A 21,277-nucleotide genomic window follows, 5' to 3' on the forward strand; every position below is an offset into this window, starting at 1 on the left:
GGTTGCCAGAGAGCAGCGACACAGACTGGAGGAGGCCCGAGCCATGATTGCACAGATTAAGACCACCATTCAAAACGCCCATTCAACCCTGCTGCAGGACGCCATCGGCGCGGCCTCGCTGATGGTGATGCTGGTGGCGGCGCTGCACCTGCCGGGGCTGTTCTGACGCCTGTACCGTTTTCCTGAATGCCTCTGCTGTGCCGGGCCGGCCCTTTCCTGTCCCGGACTGTTTCCGGGGATCATCCGCCTGTTCCGATCCCCTCTGGCCCGATCTCCGGCTGAATTGCCTCAAGATCCTGCCTGGCCTGCCCGGGTCCCGCACCGCAGAGCATCACTGCCGCCGCCATCTGCCCGGATGTGCGGCGGTTTTTTCACGTCTTAGGAAGATAGGCGAAAGCTTCCGCCTAGAATCGGAGCGGCGCGCATTGCAAATTGTGCAGCGGTAATACGAGCGGGCCTCTTAGGCGCACTGCTCCTTGGCGGCGGTCTGCATGGCCTCCAGCGTCGCCTCCAGTGCCAGCATGATCGAGGCATGGCGGTTCTTGAATTCCTTTGCCGGCTGCAGCACTTCCAGCTCGTCAAACGGCGCATCCGGCACTGGGCCGTCCTGGGTCAGCATGGCCTTCAGTTGATCGCGGGCGGCTTCAACTTCGTCCAGCGAACAGCCGATCACATTGGCACCGGTCACAGCAGCAGAGGCCTGACCCAGTGCGCAGGCCTTCACATCCTGGCCGAAGTCCGTGATCCGGCCGTTCTCAACCTTGATGTCGACGGTCACGGCAGAACCGCACAGGGGTGAGCGTTTCTTCACCGTGGCGTCCGGCGCCTGCAGCCGGTCCAGGTGCGGAATGTCGGCTGCCAGCGCCAGAATGCGCGAGGAATACAGCTTGATCAGATCACTATCGCCAGACATCGCTTTCCCGGTCTTTCCCATTTTGCAGGTTCCCCATACATAGGGAGCCGAACAGCAGATGCAAAAGGTTTTTACCCATGTCCTTTGATCCCGCTAGCCTGACCTATAATGACGCCGGGCTGATCCCCTGCATCGCGCAGGACGAAGCCTCCGGTGAGGTTTTGATGATGGCCTGGATGAATGCCGATGCGGTGGCGCGCACGCTGGAGACCGGCCGGGTCACCTACTGGTCGCGCTCGCGGCAGTCGTTCTGGATCAAGGGCGAGACTTCCGGCCATGTACAGGAACTGGTCGATCTGCGCATTGACTGCGACCGTGACTGCCTGCTGGCCCTGGTGCGCCAGACCGGGGCGGCTTGCCACACGAACCGTCGGACTTGTTTCTATACCGCTGTGCGGGAGGGGGAAGAAGTAGAACTGATGAAGCCGATGGAGTGACCGGCACCTTTGGAAACGGGGCGTGCGTTGGGCGTAAGTGTTTTTCTTAGCCGGAAAGAAACGGCAGGCGCACCATTTCACGAATGTCCTGCGGGGTGGCCCCCTCGGCGCGGTATTTCGCGATGGCGCTGGCGTCATCGCGTTTGGCGAGGCGCTTGCCGTTCTCGTCGCGGATCAGATGGTGGTGGTGGTAGATGGGTGTGGGCAGGTCCAGCAGGCTTTGCAGCAGGACGTGGATCTGGGTCGCGTCGAACAGGTCCGCACCGCGCACGGCGTGGGTGATGCCCTGGTCCGCATCGTCCACCACAACTGAAAGGTGGTAGGAGCTGCCCATGTTGCGGCGCACCAGGATGATATCGCCAACACTTGAGACCAGCGCATCTGTGTCCAGGGCATGCGTGCCCTGAAAATCCGCTCCCGTCTCCGTGAAACTGCGCAGATCCGCGGCGCGGACGGCTTTCTCCATGTTCAGCCGGATCACGTCCTGGCCCGTGGCCTCGGATGGCAAGCGGCTGCGGCAAGTGCCGGGATAGATGCGCCCGTCAGGGCCGAATTGCGGAACGCCTTCCTGAGGGGCGCCGGCAGCAGCCTCGATATCTGCACGGTTGCAGCGGCAGGGGTAGGTGAGACCCATGGCGGTCAGCTGGTCCAGCGCTGCCCGGTAGCGGGGCAGCCGGTCAGACTGGCGCATCACCGGTTTGGGCCAGCTGAGGCCGAGCCATTGCAAATCCTCATAGATCTGCATTTCCCACCCGGTGCGTGCGCGGGACTGGTCGATGTCTTCGATGCGCAGCAGGAAGGTGCCGCCTTCCGCCATAGCCATGTCATGGGCCAGCATGGCCGAATAGGCGTGCCCCAAGTGCAGCGGGCCGGTTGGCGACGGTGCGAAACGTGTGGTGAATGTCACGCTTTCTCAATTACGTAAACAGTGGACTTCAGGTTGATGCCGGGGAGGTGATCCCCGTGCTCCCGGAATAGCAGCCGGGCGGCCGAACAGTCCAGCCATTCATTGAGCTTGCCGGTATAGGCACGGTCTGCCAGCGCGTGATCATTATAGGAAAAGGTGAACAATCCGCCGCGCGGCAGGGCATGCATGATCGTGTCGAATACCGCGGGCGGCGCTGCGCCTGTGCCCAGAACACCGCAGCCTGTGATCAGGCGGTAGGCCCCGCGCGGGATCGGCTGTTTCTCCGCGGGATCGATCCGGGTCAGCGTGCGGTAGGCGTCCTTGTTGCGGGCCTGGGCAAGCATTTCCTCCGACGGCTCCATGCCGTCCACGGTTACGAAACCCTGCAGCCGCAGCGCCAGCCCGGCCAAACCTGTTCCGCAGCCGAAATCCAGCACAGGCTCGGTCATGTCCTTTTGGTATTTTGCCAAAGCCCGGGCAATCCGCCCCGGTGTCGCGTAACCGTTTTCGGCAATCTCGGCGTCGTAGGAAGCGGCCCATTGGTTGTAGTGCTCCAGGGTCGCTTCCGGTGTTTCAAGGTCGTAGGACTTGTCCAGAAACTTTTCGCTCATGCCATAAGCTTAGGCGCTATGGCCGTACTCCGTCTAGGAAAAGTTGCCAAGCCACTCCTGCCAGACCTGTTTGGCGCGGTCGGTGTAGGCCTTGTAGCGGTCCTTGCGGCCGCGGCGGCCGCCCTTGAGGCCGTCCACCGGGCGGAACAGCCCGAAATTCACGTTCATCGGCTGGAACGTCTTGGCCTCGGCGCCGCCGGTGATGTGGTGGATCAGCGCGCCCATGGCGCTGTCCTGCGGCACTTCCGGCAAATCCCGTCCCAGGATCTCCACCGCGGCCAGGCGGCCCGCCAGCAGGCCCATTGCGGCGCTTTCCACATAGCCCTCAACCCCGGTGATCTGGCCGGCAAAGCGGATGTTGGGTTTCGACTTCAACCGCATCTGCGCATCCAGCAGGGTAGGCGAGTTGATGAAGGTGTTGCGGTGGATGCCGCCGAGCCGGGCAAAGCTGGCGTTCTCCAGCCCGGGGATCATCTTGAAGACTTCCGTCTGGGCGCCGTATTTCATCTTGGTCTGGAAACCGACGATGTTGAACAGCGTCCCCAGCGCGTTATCGCGGCGCAGCTGCACCACCGCATGGGCTTTGACCTCCGGCTGGTGCGGGTTGGTCAGCCCTACCGGCTTCATCGGCCCGTGGCGCAGGGTTTCGCGGCCGCGTTCGGCCATCACCTCGATCGGCAGGCAGCCGTCGAAATAACCAGCGGTTTCGCCCTCGTGGAACTCGGTCTTGTCGGCGGCCAGCAGTGCGTCGATGAAGGCCTCGTACTGGTCCTTGTCCATCGGACAGTTGAGGTAGGCGGTGCGCTCCTCCTCTGTTTCGCCCTTGTCATAGCGCGACTGCATCCAGGCCTGCGACATGTCGATCGACTCGGCGTAGACAATCGGCGCGATGGCATCAAAGAAGGCCAGCGCCTCGGCGCCGGTTTCCGCCTGGATCGCCTTGCCCAGCTCAGGCGAGGTCAGCGGGCCGGTGGCAAAGATCCAGTGGCCGTCCGCGGGCAGTTCGGTGATTTCTTCATAAGACACCGAGACATTCGGGTGCGCCTTCAGCTTGGCGGTCACCGTTTCGGCAAAGGGTTCGCGGTCCACGGCCAGGGCGCCGCCGGCGGGCAGGCGGTGTTCATCCGCAGTGGTCATGATCAAACCGTTTGCGGCGCGCATTTCCCAGTGCAGCAGGCCCACGGCGTTCTGCTCGTCATCATCCGAGCGGAAGGAGTTCGAACACACCATCTCGCCCAGGTTGCCGGTCTGGTGGGCAAAGGTTTCCACCTTGGGGCGCATCTCGTGGATCACCACCTGAACGCCCATGTTTGCCGCCTGCCAGGCCGCTTCCGAGCCGGCCATGCCGCCGCCCACGATATGCAGTGTTTGTGCCGAATGATCTGTCATGCCCGCCACATAGGGCAGGGGGCGGGCGCGTGCAACAGGCTTGGGTGTTGCGCAGGCGGATGGCCTGGTGCGGTCTGTCTGTGCCGGTTGGGGAAATTTGGGGCCGCCGCTGCGGGTATGGATCACCGGGGTGAGAGAACCGGTTGGAGGGACCCTTCCGCAGCAGCAGCCCAAATTGTGCGGGCCGGTGATTGCTCAGCGGCCGTGCCCAATCTTTGCCATCTTTCCGCCCGAATTGAAAGGCGGTCATTTGGCCTATTACGGAAACATTACGTTCCCAATGGTAAACAAAGACTAAAGCTTTCCGTAAATTTTCGGAAAATTTCACTCCTGCCAGTCGGGCGGGCGTTTCTCGATAAATGCGGCCATGCCTTCGATGGTGTCGCGGTACATCAGGTTCTCGACGATCACCCCGCTGGTATAGGCATAGGCCTGGTCCAGCGGCATTTGCAGCTGCTCGTAAAACGCCTGCTTGCCAATCTTCACCGCCGCGCTGAGCTTGGCGGCAATGGTTTCGGCCAGCCTGGTGGTTTCCGTCTCCAGCTCCTCCAGCGGCACAGCGCGGTTGGCCAGGCCCAGTTCGACGGCGCGGGCAGCGTCGATGAATTCGCCGGTGGTCAGCAGCTCAAACGCCTGCTTGCGCGGGAAATTGCGCGACAGGGCCACCATCGGGGTGGAGCAGAACAGGCCGATGTTGACGCCGTTGACACCGAATCTGGTGCCTTCAGCCGCCACCGCCAGATCGCAGGAGGCAACCAGCTGGCAGCCCGCCGCGGTGGCTATGCCGTGGACCTGGGCGATCACTGGCTGCGGCAGGGACTGCAGCCCCGTCATCACGCTAGTGCAGCGTGCAAACAGGTCCTGGAAATACGCCTTGCCGCCGTCCTCTGACGCGCGGCCCGCGGTCATCTGCTTGATGTCATGGCCGGCGCAGAATCCTTTGCCGGTGCCGGACAGAATCACTGCCTTGATGCGGCTGTCCTCGCGCAAGGCATCGATCTGCTCCTGAAGTGCTGCCAGCATCTCGTCCGACAGCGCGTTCAGCTTTTCCGGCGTGTTCATGGTGAGCCGGGCAATTGCGCCCGTGTCGTGACGTTCCAGAATTGCCATCTTGCCCTCCGTGCAAATCCGGGGGCAACTCTAGGCGGGGCAAACGGAAAGGGAAAGCATGGCGCTGGCATTTGATGTCGCAGGTCTGACGGAGTACCTGCATGAGATTTTTCCGCAGGTGCGGGATGACTTTGCCATCGACGCGATGGAGGAAAACCATCTCAGGATGCGGCTGTTGACGGCGGAGCGGCACCTGCGCCCCGGCGGCACGGTGTCCGGCCCGTCAATGTTCGCGCTGGCCGATTGCGCGGTCTACGCGCTGATACTGGCGCATCTGGGGCAGGAGGCGCTGGCCGTGACCACAAACTGCTCGCTCGATTTCATGCGCAAGCCTGCGGCTGGGGCAGACCTGATCGGCGAGGCGCGGCTGCTGAAGCTGGGCCGGGTTCTGGCGGTGGCGGATGTGCTGATCTATTCCGAAGGCATGGCAGAGCCGGTGGCCCGCGCCTCGATGACCTATTCGATCCCGCCCAAGCGTTAAAGCGCAGTGGCGAAAGGCTGGCCGACCTTGACCAGTGTTTCGCGGCCCTTGGCGCTGTTTGCCGCCAGATCATCGGCGAACCGCACCTTGCCCGGCTCGAACACCACTACCACGGTGGAGCCGCCGAACTTGAAGTAGCCCTTTTCGTCCATCTTCTGCACCGCGCCCGAGGTGCGGGTATTGATGATAGAGCCGACCCCGAAGGCGCCGACCTCGACGAAGCAGTAGCTGCCCAGGTTCTCGGTTTCGATCAGGGTCCAGGTCCGCTTGTTCTCGCCGAACACATCCGGCCCCGCGCCAAGCGCTATCGGGTTGACCGAATGCAGCGCGCCGGGAATGTCCTGTGCTGCGGTGATGCGGCCCGCGGCAGGGAAGTGGTAGCGGTGGTAGTCCGCCGGGCACAGCCGCACGATCGCCAGCGCGCCGCCGATGAACCGCTCGGCAATGCCGGGCAGCATGGTGCGGACCGACATCGGATAGCCCTTGACCGGCACAAACACGTCCTCCGCCAGTTCCGGGAACACCAGAACCCGGCCATCGGCGGGCGATACAATGTCTTTCGGGGCCGCGCTGAAGGGGCGAGCCTCCGGTTTCAGGTGGCGCACGAAGAAGTCGTTGAAACAGCCGTAGCTTTCGGCAGGCGCGGTGGCCTCATCCATGTCGATCGAAAGCTCGTCGATCACTGCGCGGATCTTGCCCCGGGAAAACCGCGAGTCGAACCAGGCGCCCATCAGGCGGCTGATCAGGGAGGAGTGGAACAGCAGCTTCTCGATGGGCCGCGCGCTGGCGTTCTGATAGGCCCAGCGGATCCATTTCTCGCCCAGCACCGCCTCTTCAAAGGTCTCACCGGTCTCGCGGTCAACAACAAGAATGGGGTCGCGCTGCATCAAATCTGCCAAATCAGGTTTCGTCCCGCTGCGCCTAGCAAGAAGCAGGGCGCGGGCCAAGAGCGGATTTCCAGCACCGCGGTTGCGCGGCTTCAGATCCTGCAGGCGGCGGCGAAACAAAAAAGGCCGGGGCATGCCCCGGCCGTCAGGTTGTTCCTTTGCCCAGGGGATCACGGGCGCCAGAACGGAAGAGTGGCTTCATAATGGGCGTCCTCTCGGCTCAGCCCGATGTCCTTCAGCTGCGTCTCGCTCAGGTGTTTCAAATGGGTTCGGGTGCGATGGCGCAGGCTCCACTTGGTCACCAGCACGGCAAAGGAAACGGCCCACTGCGCCAGCACCGGCAAGGCCGGGCGGCTGTTCAGGTAGGACATGTGCGATTGTGCCATTTGCGTATGCTGTGCCATGGGAGGCTTCCTTCGTATTGTGTTGATACAATCCTGTTGATTTGTCGTGATGTTTTGATACAAAGGGGGTGCAACATTGTCCAAGGATGGATTGTAATGGGTACAATTTGGCCGCAAGCCCTGGGTGAGACAAAAGGTCCCAAGTACAAAAAGGTCGCAGATACAATCCGATCTGCTGTTGAATTGGGTAGCTTGAAAATTGGTACAAAGCTGCCGCCGGTGCGTGATCTCGCGTATCAGTTGAGCATCACACCCGGCACTGTCGCCCGCGCTTACAGCATTCTGACCGATGAGGGCGTGCTGGAGGCTGAAGTCGGGCGCGGCACTTTCGTAGCCGAAAAGAAGAAGCCGGTGCCCGATGACGTATGGTCGCGGGAACTGCATCTGCTGGAGGCGCGCGATCCCGGCCATGTCAGCCTGTTCAGCCCGCGGATTGCCGACATGGGGCAGGTGGCTGCGGTGCGCGAGGCGCTGCACAAGGTAGCCGAGGGTCAGGCGCGGAATTTCCTGAACTACCCGACCCGTGATGCATATAAGCCGGTACGCCAGGCCGCTGCGGATTGGATTGCCAAGGCGCCGGTTGGCCCGGTCAGCGAACGGGACGTGGTCCTGACCCATGGCGGTCAGAATGGAATCATGGTGGTTCTCCAGGCCATCCTGCAAGGCCAGCAGCCGGTGATCATGGTGGAGGACCTGACCTATGCCGGCTTCCGCCGCGCGGCGGAGCTGCTCAGGGCGCAGGTGGTTGAGGTCGCCATGGATGAACACGGCCTCCGCCCGGATGCGATGGAGCTGGCAATCCGCAAGTCCGGCGCCTCTGTCATCTGCACCAGTCCGGAGGTCCATAATCCCACCGGGCTGTTCACCCCGCTGGAACGGCGCAAGGAGATTGTCCGCATCGCCCGCCGCCACGGGGTGCAGATTGTCGAGGACGACTGCTACCGCCTCGGCGAGTCACGCGCCCCCAGCTACCGTTCTCTGGCGCCGGAGCTGGCCTGGCATGTCTCCTCGATCTCCAAGATCCTGACGCCGGCCCTGCGCGTCGGTTTTGCCCTTGCTCCGGAGGGGCGGGCGGCAGACCTGCGGCGGGTGGCGGAATACGGCTATTTCGGTCTGGCGCAGCCGCTGGCGGAACTGGTGCGGATCCTGCTGACCGATCCGCGCCTGCCGGGTCTGGTGAAGGCGGTGCACAACGAAATGGCCCGCTACGTGCGGGTGGCGGTCAATGCGCTTGGCGGCTTCGACCTGACCTGGAACCCTGAGGTGCCGTTCCTATGGCTGAAACTGCCGTCCGGCTGGCGCGCCGCCGCCTTTACCCGCGCGGCGGAGGCCAACGGGGTGCAGATCCGCTCGGCAGATGAGTTCGCTCTGCGCGACGGTCGCGCACCCCATGCGGTGCGCATTGCCATCAACGCGCATGTGCCGCTGAAACAGTTTGAGGAGGCTATGCTGCGCCTGCGCGCCCTGCTGGACAACCCGCCGGAGCAGATCAGCGTGTGATTTTGTGGGGTATTACTATACCTATTTTTTAACTTATTGATTTATATTGGTTTATTCTTGTTTGCTGGTGTTGACTGGGGTTTGGGAAGCCCGTAAACCCCGACCATCGAATTCAGGCCGAAGACCTATGGGATTCTGCCTTCACGACAAACAGGATTGACCTGCCATGAAAACCTTCTCTGCTACTCCGGCAGATATCGAGAAGAAGTGGATCCTGATCGACGCCGAGGGCGTTGTTCTGGGCCGTCTTGCCTCGATCGTTGCCATGCGCCTGCGTGGCAAGCACAAAGCGTCCTTCACTCCGCATATGGACATGGGCGACAACGTCATCATCATCAACGCCGACAAGGTGCAGATGACCGGCAAGAAGCGCGACGAGCACTTCTACTGGCACACCGGCCACCCGGGCGGCATCAAGTCGCGCACCAAGCAGGAAATCCTGGAAGGTGCACATCCGGAGCGCGTCGTGTTCCAGGCTGTCAAGCGCATGCTGCCGGGCAACCGCCTGTCGCGCCAGCAGATGACCAACCTGCGTATCTATGCCGGTGCCGAGCACCCGCATGAAGCCCAGGCACCTGAAGTTCTGGACGTCAAATCCATGAACAAGAAAAACACCCGGAGCTGATACCGATGGCTGATCAGATCAACACTCTTGAAGAGCTCGCAGCTGCAACCGGTGCGGAAGCAGTGGCTGAAGAAACCATCGCGCGTGAGCCGGTTCGTGACGAACTGGGCCGCTCCTATGCCACCGGCAAGCGTAAGGACGCTGTTGCCCGCGTCTGGATCAAGCCGGGCTCCGGCAAGGTCGAAGTGAACGGCAAGGAAATCAACAAGTACTTCGCCCGTCCGGTGCTGCAGATGATCCTGCGCCAGCCGTTCACGGTTGCCGGCGTTGAAGACCAGTTCGACGTCTACGCCACCGTCAAGGGCGGCGGCCTGTCCGGTCAGGCCGGTGCGGTCAAGCACGGCATCTCCAAAGCTCTGCAGCTGTACGATCCGTCGCTGCGCGGCGCGCTGAAAGCGGCCGGCTTCCTGACCCGCGACAGCCGCGTTGTGGAACGTAAGAAATACGGCAAGGCCAAAGCCCGCCGTTCGTTCCAGTTCTCCAAGCGTTAAGCTGGGACCATATGGTTTTGGAAGGGCTCGCCTCTGGCGGGCCCTTTCTGTTTTTGCCTTCGCGGCTTTCGGGAAATCTTTCAGGCTTCTTTTAGAAAGTTTTTCTAGGCTGGCCCCGAATTTCTGGAATGGGCAACGGAAGGCAGGAAAAACAATGGCATCACCGGAACTCTTCAAGACTGCCCCGATCGGCAACGGCAAGCTGGACATCGGCCGGTTTACCCATGGCTATGAAGACATGGAGATTGAGGGGCAGGGCGGCGGTGCAAATGTGGCGATTGGCTCCTTCTGCTCAATCAGCCGGGGCGTGCGGGTGATGCTGGATCAGTCCCCGACGCTGGACCGGATCACGGCCTTCCCCTTTGGCGAAGTCTTTACGGAGCATCTGGGCGGTGCTGAAACACATGCGCCGCAGCAGTGCGGACGGGATGTGGTGATCGGCAACGATGTCTGGATCGGTGCCAACGCAACCCTGCTTGGCGGGGTGACAATCGGCGACGGCGCCGTCATCAGCCCCAATGCCACCGTGACCGGCGATGTGGGGGCATATGAGGTCTGGGCCGGCAACCCGGCGCAGCTTGTGCGCAAGCGCTTTGACGACGCGGTTTGCAAAAATCTGCAGGCGCTGCGCTGGTGGGATCTGCCGCTTCCGCTGATCCAGGAAATGGCACCGCTGCTGTCCGCACAGCCCACGCTGGACCTGATCGAGGGTTTGCAATGCATTGTCAGCGATCTGGTGACCTTCTCTGATGAAAGCGCGGCCTGACCGCGGAGGGCCATGAAGCTCCACCGTTATACCGGCTGATTTCCGGCCGGGCGGCCCCCGGGCGTTAACTTTTTTACAAAATTGGCGTAACATGGGCAGACCGCTTCCTGTTGGGGGACAGCTGCCATGCCGCAAACGATCTACGAGAAATACGGCGGGTTCAGTGCCATCAGCCGGGTTGTGATGACCTTCTACGAGTTGGCACTGGATTCTGATCAGATCGGCGATTACTTCGCCGATGTGGACATGGCGCGGCTCATTGACCACCAGACCAAGTTCATTTCCTCGCTCCTGGGCGGCCCGGCCTCCTTCAGCGACGAGCGTCTGGAAGCGGTGCACAAGGCCTTGGGCATAACCCATGAAGATTTCGACGAAATGGGCGCGCTACTGAAAGAAGCGCTGGCACGGCATGGTCTGTCAGAGCCGGACATCCGCACCACCCTTCACGCCATTGAAAGCAAACGCAATATCATCGTCACCCGGGAAGCGGCATGAGCATCGCCGCAATCAATGAGCAGCTGTTGCGTGCCATTGGCGTCGGAGTGGCTGTGGTGCGCGCCTCTGACCTGGGGTTTGTCTTTCATAATCAGCCATTTGCGGAGTGGTTCGGGACACCGGGCGAAAGCGCATCGCTGACCGACGCCATGGACGGGCTCAGCCTGGAGGACCTGAACGCACTTTGCGATGACGGATTGCGCTATTCCGCGGAGCTGAAGATCAAGCGCAAACGCCGCACTTTGGTCTTTGCCATCAACATCTCCCAGGCCAGCCACCGGAATGAGGCGCTGCTGGTGGTGGAATGCCAGAACATCACCCGTATCCGCGAACTGGAGAGCATGATCGACAGCTACTCCACCATGGTGGAGCGCAACACCCGCGAGCTGGAGCGTGAGAAGGAGCGGGTGGAGCGCCTGCTGCTCAACCTGATGCCGCGCTCCGTTTACGAGGAGTTCAAGACTTTCGGCGTGGTCACCCCGCAGCTCTACCCCAAGGTGTCGGTGGTGATGCTGGATTTCGTGAACTTCACCGACTTCGCCTCCCGCACCGACCCGACCGTCACTCTGGGCGAATTGAACGACATCTTCACCGCCTTCGACCGCATCGTTGAGCAATACGGCTGCGAGCGGATCAAGACCATTGGCGACGCCTATCTCGCTGTATCGGGGATGCCGGAACCGGCGCCGGATCACGCCACTGCGGTGGCCCATTGCGCCACCCGATTCCTGCGCTATCTGGACCGGCGCAACCAGAGCCACCAGCACAAATGGGAGGCGCGGATCGGCCTTGGAACCGGCTCTGCCGTCGGGTCTGTGGTTGGTATCCAGAAGTACGTCTATGACGTCTTCGGACCGGCGGTGAATCTCGCCTCCCGCTTGCAGGTCTTTGCCAACCCGATGAAAATTGTCGCGCCAGAGGAAATGAAGGATGCCTTGTCAGAGGAATTCCATGTCACCGACATCGGCCCGGAGGACATCAAGGGCATCGGTGAGGTGCATCTGGTCAATGTCGGCGATGAGTTGAGCGCACCGCAGCCGAGCAGCCGCTTTTAGGTGTCAGCCCGCTAGCTGTCCGGTTCAATCAGCCCCAAACCGCGCAGATAAATCCCGATCCCGCTTTCCAGCAGATCCTCCGGCGGGAACGGCGAGGCCGCACCGGGGGAATTGCGTGCATACAGCTCCACCACCCCGTGGCTCATCGCCAGCACATGCGCCGAGAACATCGAGGCGGGCGGGCGTTTCTCTGCCGGGATATGCTGGCTGAGGTCTGCCGCCGCGCGTTCCAGAATGGCGCGCGCCCGGGCGGCAGCATCTGACAGTTCGGGCGTGCGGTTCACCGAAATGCCGCTTTCGAACATGGCGATGTAATGGCCAGGGTGCTTGCGGGCAAAGGCCAGATAGGCCCGCCCCGTGGCCTCAAAAGCGGCCAGCGCCGAGGGCTGATACTTGTCATAGGCATGCTGCATCAGATCGGCAAACATCACATAGCCCTGGCGGGAAGCTTCCGCGATCAGGTCCTCGCGGCCTTCGAAATGGCGGTAGACCGCCGCCGGGGTGACACCTGCCTGCTTCGCCGCTTCCGACAGGGTGAATCCGGTCGGCCCCTTGGCCTCGATCAGCTGCAGAGCGGCTTCGACCAGCGCCTGGCGCAAATTGCCGTGATGATAACCGCGTTTAGGCATCCCAGATATCCGGGCCTCCGCAAATTGAACCGTCGGTCCTGCCGACTGCCATCGCATCTTTCTCGGCGTAATCAATGTTCATCAGCACCGAACGTATCGACTGCAGCCGCGCGCGCCTCTTGTCATCGGAGCGCACCACGGTCCAGGGGGCGTCTTCGCTGTGACTGCGTTCGAAAGTTTCGGAAATCGCCGCGGTGTACTCGTGCCATTTCGCCAGGCCCTGAACATCAATCGGGCTCAGCTTCCAGTGCTTCAGCGGGTCGGATTCCCGCGCCATGAAGCGGCGCAACTGCTCTGCCCGGCCGACATTCAGCCACAGCTTGAACAATCTGATGCCGTCGTCCACCAGGGCCCGTTCAAAGCCGCTGACCTGGTGAAAGAACCGCTCGCGCTGCGCGTCGGTGCAAAAGCCGAACACCTTTTCGACCACCCCGCGGTTGTACCAGCTGCGGTCAAAGAAAACGATTTCCCCGCCCGCGGGCAGGTGTTCGATGTAGCGCTGGAAATACCATTGGCTCTGCTCGGCCTCGGTGGGTTTTGGCAGCGCAACCACCCGGGCGCCGCGCGGGTTCAGGTTCTCGCGGAACCGCTTGATAGTGCCGCCCTTGCCGGCTGCATCTCGGCCTTCGAAGACTATGGCGATCCGCTGCCCCGTTGCCTTGACCCAGGCCTGCAGCTTGACCAGTTCGATCTGCAGCGCCTTGATCTCTTTCTCATACTCTTTGCGGCTTATCCGCTCGGCATGCGGATAGGAGGGGTTCAGGATGCCATCCTTGCCGGCCTTCTCAATGGCCGTCCGGATGTCCTTCGGAGCGCCGCTTTCGAAATATGCGCTGATCGCGCCATCAAATGGCAGCTGCATGTAAAACCCTCCTGTCCTCAACCCCTTATATGGGAAGGAAGTATGGAATGTGAATCGCTTTAACGCAAATTTGCGCGGCCCGCTGCCCGGCGGACGACATCGGCGACATCTTCCGTGGCCACATGTTGCGGCATATGCCCGATCCCCTCCAGCAGGGTCAGCTTTGCGCTGTCCACAGTCTGCGCCAGCCCCTCGGCATGCAGCACGGGGCTGACAAGATCGTCGGCGCTGCCGTGGATCACCTCCAGCGGCACCGTGATGCCGCCATAGTGCCGGGAAAGCTCGGTCACTTCCTCCAGCAGGTTCGCCCGCTGCCGGGCATTGGCCCGCAGGGAGCCGCGCCGCAACGACAGGCCGGTGCCGAAGTGCTCTTCGTACCCCTCGGGCACCGCCTGCGGCGCGAAGATCTCCTGCAAGGAGCGGCTGACCACGAAATCAGGCACATAAGCTGCTAGTAGGGGCACCGCCACCATGCTGCCAAAGCGCGAGGAGGTCACACGGTAGAGCGGATCCAGCGGCGTGGTCCAAGGGTAGGCCACCCCGGATACCGAGACCAGGGCCGAGACGCTTCCGGGATGATCCACCGCCCAGGCCAGTGCCACCGCGCCGCCGTAGCTTTGCCCCAGTACCACTGGTTTTTCCGCCCCCATCTGCGCCGCGGCCTGGCGCAGCAGGTCTGCCTGCTGGCGGATGGTGGCGCCGCTGCCGTTCAGCGGGCTGGAATAGCCCAGTCCCGGGCGGTCGAAGATCAGGATGCGGAACTCCTCCGCCAGCGCTGGCGCCAGGCGGAAAGTCATGTCGCGCGAATTGCCGCTGGAGCCGTGGAGCAGCACCAGATCCGGGGCGCTGCCCTTGGGCCGGCCCATCTCCACCACATGCACGCGGTGGGCCCCCACCACCAGAACCTGCCCCTGCGGCGGATGGCGGGCCTCAGCCGCGGCCTCGCGCCGGCCCGCTTGCCAGAGGGTGAGGGCAGCCCCTGCCGCGGCTGCAAGGCCCGCCCAGACCAGCATTCTAGCGGCCGATCTCATCCAGGTCATATGGTGTCGTCTGATAGATCTCATTGATCCAGTTGCCGTACAGAAGATGCGCGTGGCTGCGCCAGCGGTTCTGCGGCTGGCGGCTGGGATCGTTGTCCGGATAGTAGTTGCCCGGCACGTTGATCGGGGTGCCGTTTGCCACGTCGCGGTCGTATTCCTGCTTCAGCGTATCGCTGTCGTATTCGAAGTGATTGAAGATATAGAGCGCCCGGTGCGCCTTGTCTTCGATCAGGCAGGGGCCGACCTCGTCGCTGCCCAGCAGCGTCTTCAATCCTTCGGCAGCGTCGACCTCCGCCTGCTTCATCTCGGTCCAGCGGCTGACCGGAATCACGAAATCATCCGAGAACCCGCGCAGGTACGGCGAGGCCGGCTCCAGGTTCTGATGCCGGAAGCAGCCGAACGCCTTGTGGTCCAGCATGTGCTTCTTCACGCCATGGAAATGGTTGATCATCGCCATGCCGCCCCAGCAGACGCCAAAGGTCGAATGCACGTTGGTCTGGGTCCACTCGAAGACCTCCTGCATTTCGTCCCAATAGGTGACTTCCGGAAACTCCAGGTGCTCGATCGGCGCGCCGGTGATGATCAGCCCGTCGAACTTCTCGTGCTTCACTTCCTGGAAGGAGTGGTAGAACTCCTCCATGTGCTCAGCCGCGGTGTTCTTGGTCTGATGCTCGGTCATCCGGATCAGGCTCAGCTCAATCTGCAACGGCGTCGCCCCGATCAGCCGGGCAAACTGGTTTTCGGTCTGGATCTTCTTGGGCATTAGATTGAGCAGCCCGATGCGCAAGGCCCGGATGTCCTGACGCGCCGCCTGATCCGGCGACATGACCATCACGCCTTCGTTCGTCAGAACGTCATAGGCGGGCAGGTCTGCGGGGATCTTGATGGGCATGTCAGTATCCTGATTTGCGGAAAGTTGTGCGATATAGCGGAGGTTGTCAGATAAGCCGGTTAGCCGCGGGCCTCAAGGGCCGAGGTGATCAAATCCACGAAACCGGCCTCATCCTTGACGGCCGAAATCTGGTCGGCGGTTACGGTCACGCCCCAGTTGTCCGCCATCGCCTGATAGCGCGGCTGGCGGTGCGCCAGCGCCTGGGCATAGGTCCAGCGGATAAAGGCATCGGGGTCAACATCCGCTTCGGATACCCCGTTTTTGTCAAGATACTCTTGCCAGACCCGGTTCAGGAACTCCGGCTGGTAGGACATCGGCTTGGGCGCCCGGTCAAAGCGGCGCACCAGCTCTGCGGTGTGCGCCTCGCTGCCCTTGATCCAGACCATCAGCGTGTGCTTGCTGAGCTCCGACAGGAGCTGGTCGTTCGGGTCGTTGGCCTCAACCCATTCACAGATCGACCCGCCGGTGTCGCAGATGAAATTCGGGTAGCCATAGAGCTGCTGCGCCCGGTCCGCGAAATACTCGGTGTCCAGCAGCGCGCGGATCTCGGCAACCCGGAACTGCTCCTGCCGCCGCTTGTATTCGGTAATCGGCAGCCCGCCCTTGGCGGTATCGCCGGGCTTGCCCAGATAGGCAGAGACCGGGCGCAGATTCTCAAACGTGATGTTGGAGCCGATGAAGATCGAATCCGTCAGCAGCAGCTCGCGCAGGAACGGCACTTTCATCGCCTCGGCCTTGGCATTGTCGGCGATGTATTCGCCCATGTAGCGGGTGCCGATGCGGTAATCGATGGAATAGTGGAACCAGCTGCCGGCCCCGCGCAGGACGTTGCTGACATAGGTTTTGCCAAGCCCGGACATGCCAAAGAACAGCACCCGTTTGCTGGGGGCGTCGCGCCAGTCCTGTGCGGAAGAGTAAAGCATGGAAGTTCCAAGTCCCTGAAGGTTTCAGGCCTTGCTAATCGTCTGCGCGGGCTGGGTCAATTCCGTGCGCGCTTGCGCCGCAAGCTGGGCTTGCCGTTCAGGACCGCCAGCCCAGCCGCCAGCAGGGCAAAGCCTGCATAGGCCTGCGGCTTCAGCGCTTCGCCCAGCACCCATGCGCCCAGCACGATGGCGACCGGCGGGATGATCAGCGTGACCAGCATCAGATTGCCGCTGCCCGCCAGCCCCAGCACCCGGTAATACAGCAGATAGGCCCCGGCCGTGGCAATCAGCGAGAAATAGGCGATGGAGATCCAGGTGCCAGTCTCCAGCGCCAGCGCAGGCGCGCCGTCAATCAGCAGCGCGGCCGGCACCAGGCACAGGGTGGAGCCGCTCAGCATCCCCGCCGCCGCCACCTGCGGCGCCAGGCCGGACAGTTTCAGCCGCGCCCAGGCGCTGGCAAAGGCATAGGAAACCGTGCCCGCCAGAACCGCCAGCTGCGCGGTGCTGCGGATGTCGAAATTGGCAAATTGCTCCAGCCCGATGGCCGTCGCCACGCCCAGGAAACCAAACCCCACTCCCAGCGCCTTGCGCGCCGTCAGCCGCTCGTCAGCGAACACCAGGGCCGCCACGATCACCCCGAAAATCGCCGTCGCCGCATTCAGGATCGAGGTCAGCCCGGTTTCGATATGCAGCTGCCCCCAGGCCATCAGCCCGAAGGGAATCACGTTGTTCAAAAGCCCCATCACCAGAAAGGCGCCCCAGACCCGCGGCTCCTTGGGCACCGGCAGCCGCATCAGCAGCACAACGGCCCACAGGAACAGCGCCGCCCAGCCGCAGCGGTGCAGCACCAGGGTGACAACCGGGATTTCATCCAGGGCGATGCGGATCGACAGGAACGATCCGCCCCAGATCACGCCGAGCAGGATCAGCTCGGCCCAGGCGCGGGGGGATATGGATTTCTGCGGGCTCATGCCCGCCAAGTAGCGCGCGGGCGGGCGTCGAGCGACCCGTTTCTTGCGGCAAAAGAAAACCCCGCCCGGAAAGGGGCGGGGCAATCTGTCCGGCTGGCGCCTGGATCAGAAGTGGAAGCCGACCTTCAGGCCGAAGCTGACCGCGTCGTTGTCCTGAAAGTTTGTGACCGGGTTGCCGCCAGGGGAGGCCACCGCATCGCCCAGCTGGGTGTAACGGACACCGGCAGAGACGGTCATGTTGTCCTGCTTGTACTGCACGCCGACGCGGATTGCCTCATAGCCGTGGGTCGGCGCCAGCGGCGAGACCAGGTTGTCGCCGTCCGAATCCGAATAGATCAGCGCCACCGAACCGGACCATTTCTCGTTGAAGGCGCGGCCGACACCCAGCGTGTAGGTCACCGAGTCGTCCAGGTCGATCAGGTCGCGGCCAAAGATCCCGGGAACCAGATTGGTCACGCTGTGCTCTGCCCAGCGGATGCCGCCGAACAGCAGCGTGTCCTGCGCGATGCCGGTTTGGAAGTCCAGGTTCACGGACTGCGGCGTTTTGGTCTTGGTCGAAGACGTGCCGTTCGCCGCCGGGAAGCCGGCAAAGGTTTCCGTCAGGTCGAAATCATGCTCGATCTCAGAGCTGTAGGTCAGTGCCACGCGCAATGCGATGTCGGGGATCTCATAGGCGACACCGGCCACCCAGCCGAATGCGCCATCCTTGGCGACTTTAACATTGTAGGTGCCGCCGGGAATGGCTGCAGTGTATGCGCCGCCGGCAAGATTGATCTCACCGTCAATTTCCTGGTAGCGCAGGCCGCCGTGAACACTGAAGCGCTCATTGAACTTGTAGCGCAGCAGGGCAGTGATCGCGTTCGAATCCGCCTGTGCGGTTGTGCCGCCAAGCAGCAGGGAGCCGGTGGTCGGATAATTCACATCCACCCCCCAGGGCTGATCGAAGATCAGGGCGAACGACAGCTGTTCGTTGATGTCGCGCTTGTAGCCGGCGCCGAACATGTTGAAACGCTCACCGACATCGCCGGTGGCAGAGCCTAAGGGGTTCAGGGACGTGCGGTCATTGCCCGACAGGTCTACCGAGGTTGTGGCGAACGAGAACTCGGCATAGTTGCCTTCTTCGAAGATGATCCCGATCGGCTGGCCGGTGCGGTCCAGACCGCTTGCCATGGCAGAGCCGGATACCAGCGCAAAAGCCGCCGTAGTTGCAAGATAGCGTTTCATTGTTCCTCCCTCATTTGCGGCCGTGGTGAGCCGCTTTACGCGAACGTAATCGGGCGGATTTCAGCAAATCAACATTAACCGCGCGGCAACTAGGCGGTTTCAGTCAGCTCTGAGGGGTTCTGTGGGGCTGTCTTGCAACTATGTTGAGGTAATTCGCAAAGCAAATGATAGCGGCTCCGCCCAACACCCAGGCATCCAGCGCCTCACCATAGATCACCATGCCCAGGATGGCGATGGCGGGCAGGCGGGCGAAATCCACCGGCACCACCACGCTGGCGGGCGCCAGCGACAGGGCGGTGGTCAGGCAGAAATGCGCAGTCAGCCCGGCAATGCCGATCAGCACCAGCCAGGGCAGGGTGGTTGCATCCGGCAGCGCCATGTCGCCGTCCCATCCCGCCGCCAGCAGCCCCATCGCCAGCTGCATGGACGTCAGCCAGAACAGGATCGACGCGGTGTGTTCATACCGGGTCAGCCGTTTGGTCAGAATCGCGGTGAGTGCAAAGAAAATGGCGCAGCTGGCCGCCGCGGCCAGGCCAATATTCAGCGTGTCCGGGCTGGGCCGCGCCACGATCAGAATGCCGCTGAAGCCAAGTGCAGCCGCCAGCATCCGTCGCCGGGTCAGCGCCTCGCCCAGAAGCAGCGGCGACAGGATGATCACCCACAAGGGCGAGGTGAACTCCAGCGCGAAGACCTGGGCAAGCGGAATCAGCGTCACTGCCAGGAACCACAGGTTTTGCCCGGTGAAGTGGAAGGTATTGCGCAGCAGATGCACCCCCAGCCGCTGCCGCCGGACCTGATGCCAGCGGCCCGCGGCGGTCAGGATGGCAACCACGATCACCACCCCCACCAGGCTGCGGTAGGCCATGATCTCGAAGGTATCCAGCGTCAGCCCGGCCTCGCGCCCGGCAATCGCCATTGCGGAGAAGGAGACAATGGCCCCAACCATCCACAGCGCTGCCAGTCCCGCGCGTGTCTCGCCCTGTGTCATGCCTGCCCCCCGCTCTTCTGGTGAGAGAAGAGGCGGATTTTCCCATCGGGGTCAAGCAGAACGCGGCGGGGCGGTCAAAAGGCGGGCCGCCCGCAAGTCTCAGGCCGCAGCGCGGCCCATTGCCTGCGCATCCAGCGTGCGCCCAGACTTGATGTAGGTGGCTGCCGCTGCCACCGGGTCGAAGTTCAGCCGGTTCAGCAGCGTTCTGATCTCGGCCGTCAGTTCCCCGGCCGCATCAGCCGGGTTGCTGGTCGCATTCTTCTTCTCCGGCAGCACCACTGGGCCGCTATGCCCCAGGTCCGCCAGCAGCTTGGCGGCGCCGTTCGGTGTTGTCGCCTCCTCAAGGCGGGCAGTGACAAAGTTTATCTTTTGGCCGTACCTCAGCAGGTAATAGGCATAGCGTGCCTCCATCTCCAGCGCGTACCAGATCGCCCAGCCGATCTGGCCCAGTTTCAGGAAGTTAGCAGGATTGACGATGACGTTGCCGTAGCTCACGTCGAGGTACCACTGCCAAACTACTGTCAAATTGGTGAAATCACCGCGCCCCGCGTAGCTTGCGCATTGCTTGGCCAGATCACGGCGGAGGATGATCACGGTGGTCCGGTCGCAGATGCTGCTGTCCGCCAGTGCCTCGATCAGCCCGCATTTGCCCAAGGCGTGATTGGACTCACCATAAGGGGCCTCCAGAGAGTCCAGTTTCCTGTTCCAGAAGTCCCGCAACTTCGGCGTCATACCGCGGGTGTTGAATGTGCGCATGTGGCCGATTTCGGGCATTGCTGAACCAAAATCCTCGACCGCCATGGGCTCGTGCACAGAGTTGATTTCCAGGTTGTCCTTCAGGAGCTGCGCCAGCCAGGCGGTGCCGGTACGCCCGGCTGACAGGGCGAAGATAAAGTCGCTTGTACGGGGTTTTTCCGGTATGGCGGCAGCCGCCGCTGGAGCGCCCGGGCGCGTATAGCCGAACTTGCGGATCTCAGCGGCGCATTTCTTTGCCACAATGTCTGCGGCGTCAGGATGCCGTGCAAAGAGCGTGGCGGGATCCGTGCCGGATTTCGGGCGGAACGCCCCTTTGGCCCTCAGGCTGGAAAACCGCTCCCACAGCCCGTCGATGCCCAGTGCGGCGACATCTTCTTCCAGGTGTTCGTAACGCAGGAAAACATCCGGGGCAGAGGGGCCCTCCAGTGGTGCAATCCGGGTGTTTTCAGTCAGCATGCCGGGGAATCGTTGCACGAACTGTCCGAAGGGAATCCCGGCGGCATCAGCTTTTTCCCAGTAATAGCGGGAGATTATGGCGTCAAAGGGATCGCGCCAGATTGTGACCTTCGTATAGCTGTCCCAGATATCCTGCGGGATCAGTTTCCGGGCCTCTGCGGCGGGGATGTGGTTGTAGAAACCGGCACTTGTTTCGGAGCCGTCCGGCCAGACCTGGCGCTGATGGTTCTGCGCACCAGGATAGCCCAATTCTGCACGGTTTTTTTCGTCATCGGGAGAGATCGGAGTGATGATGCTTGTGCCGTCGCAAAAGCTGGACAAGGCAATTTCAAACGACGTGCCACCAACCTTCTTGGTCTTGATAAAGATGAGTTTCAGCGGGTGGCAAATGATCATGGGATTCTCCTGACCTGAAGTGTTTTGGGCAATATTCCAAAGACACCTGTCAGAGAGGTTAATCCGCTG

The 21,277-nt window shown here is 62.2% G+C and carries 25 protein-coding genes; 9 read left to right on the forward strand and 16 right to left on the reverse strand.

Translation table 11 applies throughout. The features are described 5' to 3' along the window. Window positions 1-43 precede the first annotated feature (43 nt). Entirely contained in the window at window positions 44-166 is a 123-nt protein-coding gene (locus tag GKC28_RS26705; protein ID WP_019296173.1) for a hypothetical protein, read from the forward strand. A gap of 294 nt (window positions 167-460) precedes the next feature. Here the strand turns inward: GKC28_RS26705 and GKC28_RS08210 are convergent, their stop codons facing one another. Beyond that, window positions 461-913, reverse strand: coding sequence for an iron-sulfur cluster assembly scaffold protein (locus tag GKC28_RS08210; protein WP_174146446.1), 453 nt, complete (start codon window positions 911-913; stop codon window positions 461-463). A 77-nt stretch (window positions 914-990) separates the two neighbouring features. Between GKC28_RS08210 and hisI the strand changes: the two genes are divergently transcribed. Next, entirely contained in the window at window positions 991-1,350 is a 360-nt protein-coding gene (hisI, locus tag GKC28_RS08215) for a phosphoribosyl-AMP cyclohydrolase (RefSeq protein WP_174146416.1), read from the forward strand. A gap of 46 nt (window positions 1,351-1,396) precedes the next feature. Here hisI and gluQRS read toward each other — a convergent pair whose 3' ends face one another. From gluQRS to GKC28_RS08235, 4 genes are all read right to left on the reverse strand, one after another. Continuing rightward, the gene (gluQRS, locus tag GKC28_RS08220; protein ID WP_174146417.1) at window positions 1,397-2,257 is read right to left on the reverse strand and encodes a tRNA glutamyl-Q(34) synthetase GluQRS; all 861 of its coding nucleotides are present in this window, start codon (window positions 2,255-2,257) and stop codon (window positions 1,397-1,399) included. Then, window positions 2,254-2,868 carry a class I SAM-dependent methyltransferase gene (locus tag GKC28_RS08225; protein WP_174146418.1) on the reverse strand — a complete coding sequence of 205 codons (615 nt, stop codon included), beginning with the start codon at window positions 2,866-2,868 and terminating at the stop codon, window positions 2,254-2,256. Before GKC28_RS08225 ends, gluQRS begins: the two co-directional genes overlap by 4 nt. A 33-nt stretch (window positions 2,869-2,901) precedes the next feature. Continuing rightward, entirely contained in the window at window positions 2,902-4,257 is a 1,356-nt protein-coding gene (gene trmFO, locus GKC28_RS08230; protein ID WP_174146419.1) for a methylenetetrahydrofolate--tRNA-(uracil(54)-C(5))-methyltransferase (FADH(2)-oxidizing) TrmFO, read from the reverse strand. A gap of 324 nt (window positions 4,258-4,581) precedes the next feature. Further along, window positions 4,582-5,367: an enoyl-CoA hydratase gene (locus tag GKC28_RS08235; RefSeq protein ID WP_174146420.1), complete on the reverse strand. Its 786-nt coding sequence runs from the start codon at window positions 5,365-5,367 to the stop codon at window positions 4,582-4,584. 58 nt (window positions 5,368-5,425) lie between these two features. On the opposite strand from GKC28_RS08235, the gene GKC28_RS08240 reads away from it, so the two are divergent. After that, window positions 5,426-5,848, forward strand: coding sequence for a PaaI family thioesterase (locus tag GKC28_RS08240; RefSeq protein ID WP_065267351.1), 423 nt, complete (start codon window positions 5,426-5,428; stop codon window positions 5,846-5,848). Here the strand turns inward: GKC28_RS08240 and asd are convergent. Together asd and GKC28_RS08250 are read right to left on the reverse strand one after the other, a co-directional pair. Beyond that, complete coding sequence (gene asd / locus GKC28_RS08245) at window positions 5,845-6,735, reverse strand: archaetidylserine decarboxylase (protein WP_174146447.1); 891 nt, start codon at window positions 6,733-6,735, stop codon at window positions 5,845-5,847. The two genes, GKC28_RS08240 and asd, sit on opposite strands and share 4 nt — an antisense overlap. 170 nt (window positions 6,736-6,905) lie before the next feature. Further along, window positions 6,906-7,139 (reverse strand): DUF1127 domain-containing protein, encoded by a 234-nt coding sequence (locus tag GKC28_RS08250; RefSeq protein WP_174146421.1) that lies wholly within the window; start codon window positions 7,137-7,139, stop codon window positions 6,906-6,908. A 96-nt stretch (window positions 7,140-7,235) separates the two neighbouring features. Between GKC28_RS08250 and GKC28_RS08255 the strand changes: the two genes are divergently transcribed. The 6 genes from GKC28_RS08255 to GKC28_RS08280 all read left to right on the forward strand — a co-directional run bounded on the left by GKC28_RS08255 (window position 7,236) and on the right by GKC28_RS08280 (window position 12,071). Beyond that, the gene (locus tag GKC28_RS08255) at window positions 7,236-8,639 is read left to right on the forward strand and encodes a PLP-dependent aminotransferase family protein (RefSeq protein WP_174146422.1); all 1,404 of its coding nucleotides are present in this window, start codon (window positions 7,236-7,238) and stop codon (window positions 8,637-8,639) included. 166 nt (window positions 8,640-8,805) lie between these two features. Beyond that, window positions 8,806-9,264, forward strand: a complete 459-nt coding sequence (gene rplM, locus GKC28_RS08260) for a 50S ribosomal protein L13 (protein WP_174146423.1) — start codon at window positions 8,806-8,808, stop codon at window positions 9,262-9,264. Window positions 9,265-9,269: 5 nt separating this feature from the next. Then, window positions 9,270-9,755: a 30S ribosomal protein S9 gene (rpsI, locus tag GKC28_RS08265; protein ID WP_174146424.1), complete on the forward strand. Its 486-nt coding sequence runs from the start codon at window positions 9,270-9,272 to the stop codon at window positions 9,753-9,755. 154 nt (window positions 9,756-9,909) lie between these two features. Further along, window positions 9,910-10,521, forward strand: coding sequence for a CatB-related O-acetyltransferase (locus GKC28_RS08270; RefSeq protein WP_174146425.1), 612 nt, complete (start codon window positions 9,910-9,912; stop codon window positions 10,519-10,521). 126 nt (window positions 10,522-10,647) lie between these two features. Beyond that, window positions 10,648-11,016, forward strand: a complete 369-nt coding sequence (locus GKC28_RS08275; RefSeq protein WP_174146426.1) for a group 1 truncated hemoglobin — start codon at window positions 10,648-10,650, stop codon at window positions 11,014-11,016. Next, entirely contained in the window at window positions 11,013-12,071 is a 1,059-nt protein-coding gene (locus GKC28_RS08280) for an adenylate/guanylate cyclase domain-containing protein (RefSeq protein WP_174146427.1), read from the forward strand. The genes GKC28_RS08275 and GKC28_RS08280 overlap by 4 nt, the downstream gene beginning before the upstream one ends. Before the next feature lie 11 nt (window positions 12,072-12,082). Here GKC28_RS08280 and GKC28_RS08285 read toward each other — a convergent pair whose 3' ends face one another. The 9 genes from GKC28_RS08285 to GKC28_RS08325 all read right to left on the reverse strand — a co-directional run bounded on the left by GKC28_RS08285 (window position 12,083) and on the right by GKC28_RS08325 (window position 21,208). Then, window positions 12,083-12,700, reverse strand: a complete 618-nt coding sequence (locus GKC28_RS08285; RefSeq protein ID WP_174146428.1) for a TetR/AcrR family transcriptional regulator — start codon at window positions 12,698-12,700, stop codon at window positions 12,083-12,085. After that, window positions 12,693-13,562, reverse strand: a complete 870-nt coding sequence (gene ppk2, locus GKC28_RS08290; protein WP_174146429.1) for a polyphosphate kinase 2 — start codon at window positions 13,560-13,562, stop codon at window positions 12,693-12,695. The genes GKC28_RS08285 and ppk2 overlap by 8 nt, the downstream gene beginning before the upstream one ends. A 59-nt stretch (window positions 13,563-13,621) precedes the next feature. Continuing rightward, the gene (locus GKC28_RS08295; RefSeq protein ID WP_368041104.1) at window positions 13,622-14,602 is read right to left on the reverse strand and encodes an alpha/beta fold hydrolase; all 981 of its coding nucleotides are present in this window, start codon (window positions 14,600-14,602) and stop codon (window positions 13,622-13,624) included. Beyond that, on the reverse strand, window positions 14,577-15,494 hold the full coding sequence (gene metA / locus GKC28_RS08300) for a homoserine O-succinyltransferase (RefSeq protein WP_174146430.1): 918 nt from the start codon (window positions 15,492-15,494) through the stop codon (window positions 14,577-14,579). The genes GKC28_RS08295 and metA overlap by 26 nt, the downstream gene beginning before the upstream one ends. A gap of 59 nt (window positions 15,495-15,553) precedes the next feature. Next, window positions 15,554-16,417, reverse strand: coding sequence for an ATPase (locus GKC28_RS08305; protein WP_174146431.1), 864 nt, complete (start codon window positions 16,415-16,417; stop codon window positions 15,554-15,556). A gap of 56 nt (window positions 16,418-16,473) precedes the next feature. Beyond that, window positions 16,474-17,388 (reverse strand): DMT family transporter, encoded by a 915-nt coding sequence (locus GKC28_RS08310; RefSeq protein ID WP_174146432.1) that lies wholly within the window; start codon window positions 17,386-17,388, stop codon window positions 16,474-16,476. A gap of 105 nt (window positions 17,389-17,493) precedes the next feature. Beyond that, window positions 17,494-18,612, reverse strand: coding sequence for an OmpP1/FadL family transporter (locus GKC28_RS08315; protein WP_174146433.1), 1,119 nt, complete (start codon window positions 18,610-18,612; stop codon window positions 17,494-17,496). Between the two features lie 103 nt (window positions 18,613-18,715). Continuing rightward, window positions 18,716-19,600 (reverse strand): DMT family transporter, encoded by an 885-nt coding sequence (locus GKC28_RS08320; protein WP_174146434.1) that lies wholly within the window; start codon window positions 19,598-19,600, stop codon window positions 18,716-18,718. 99 nt (window positions 19,601-19,699) lie between these two features. Next, window positions 19,700-21,208 (reverse strand): hypothetical protein, encoded by a 1,509-nt coding sequence (locus GKC28_RS08325; RefSeq protein ID WP_174146435.1) that lies wholly within the window; start codon window positions 21,206-21,208, stop codon window positions 19,700-19,702. Between the last annotated feature and the right edge of the window lie 69 nt (window positions 21,209-21,277).

Source organism: Leisingera sp. ANG59, assembly GCF_013317235.1.
In the GTDB taxonomy this organism is placed as follows: domain Bacteria; phylum Pseudomonadota; class Alphaproteobacteria; order Rhodobacterales; family Rhodobacteraceae; genus Leisingera.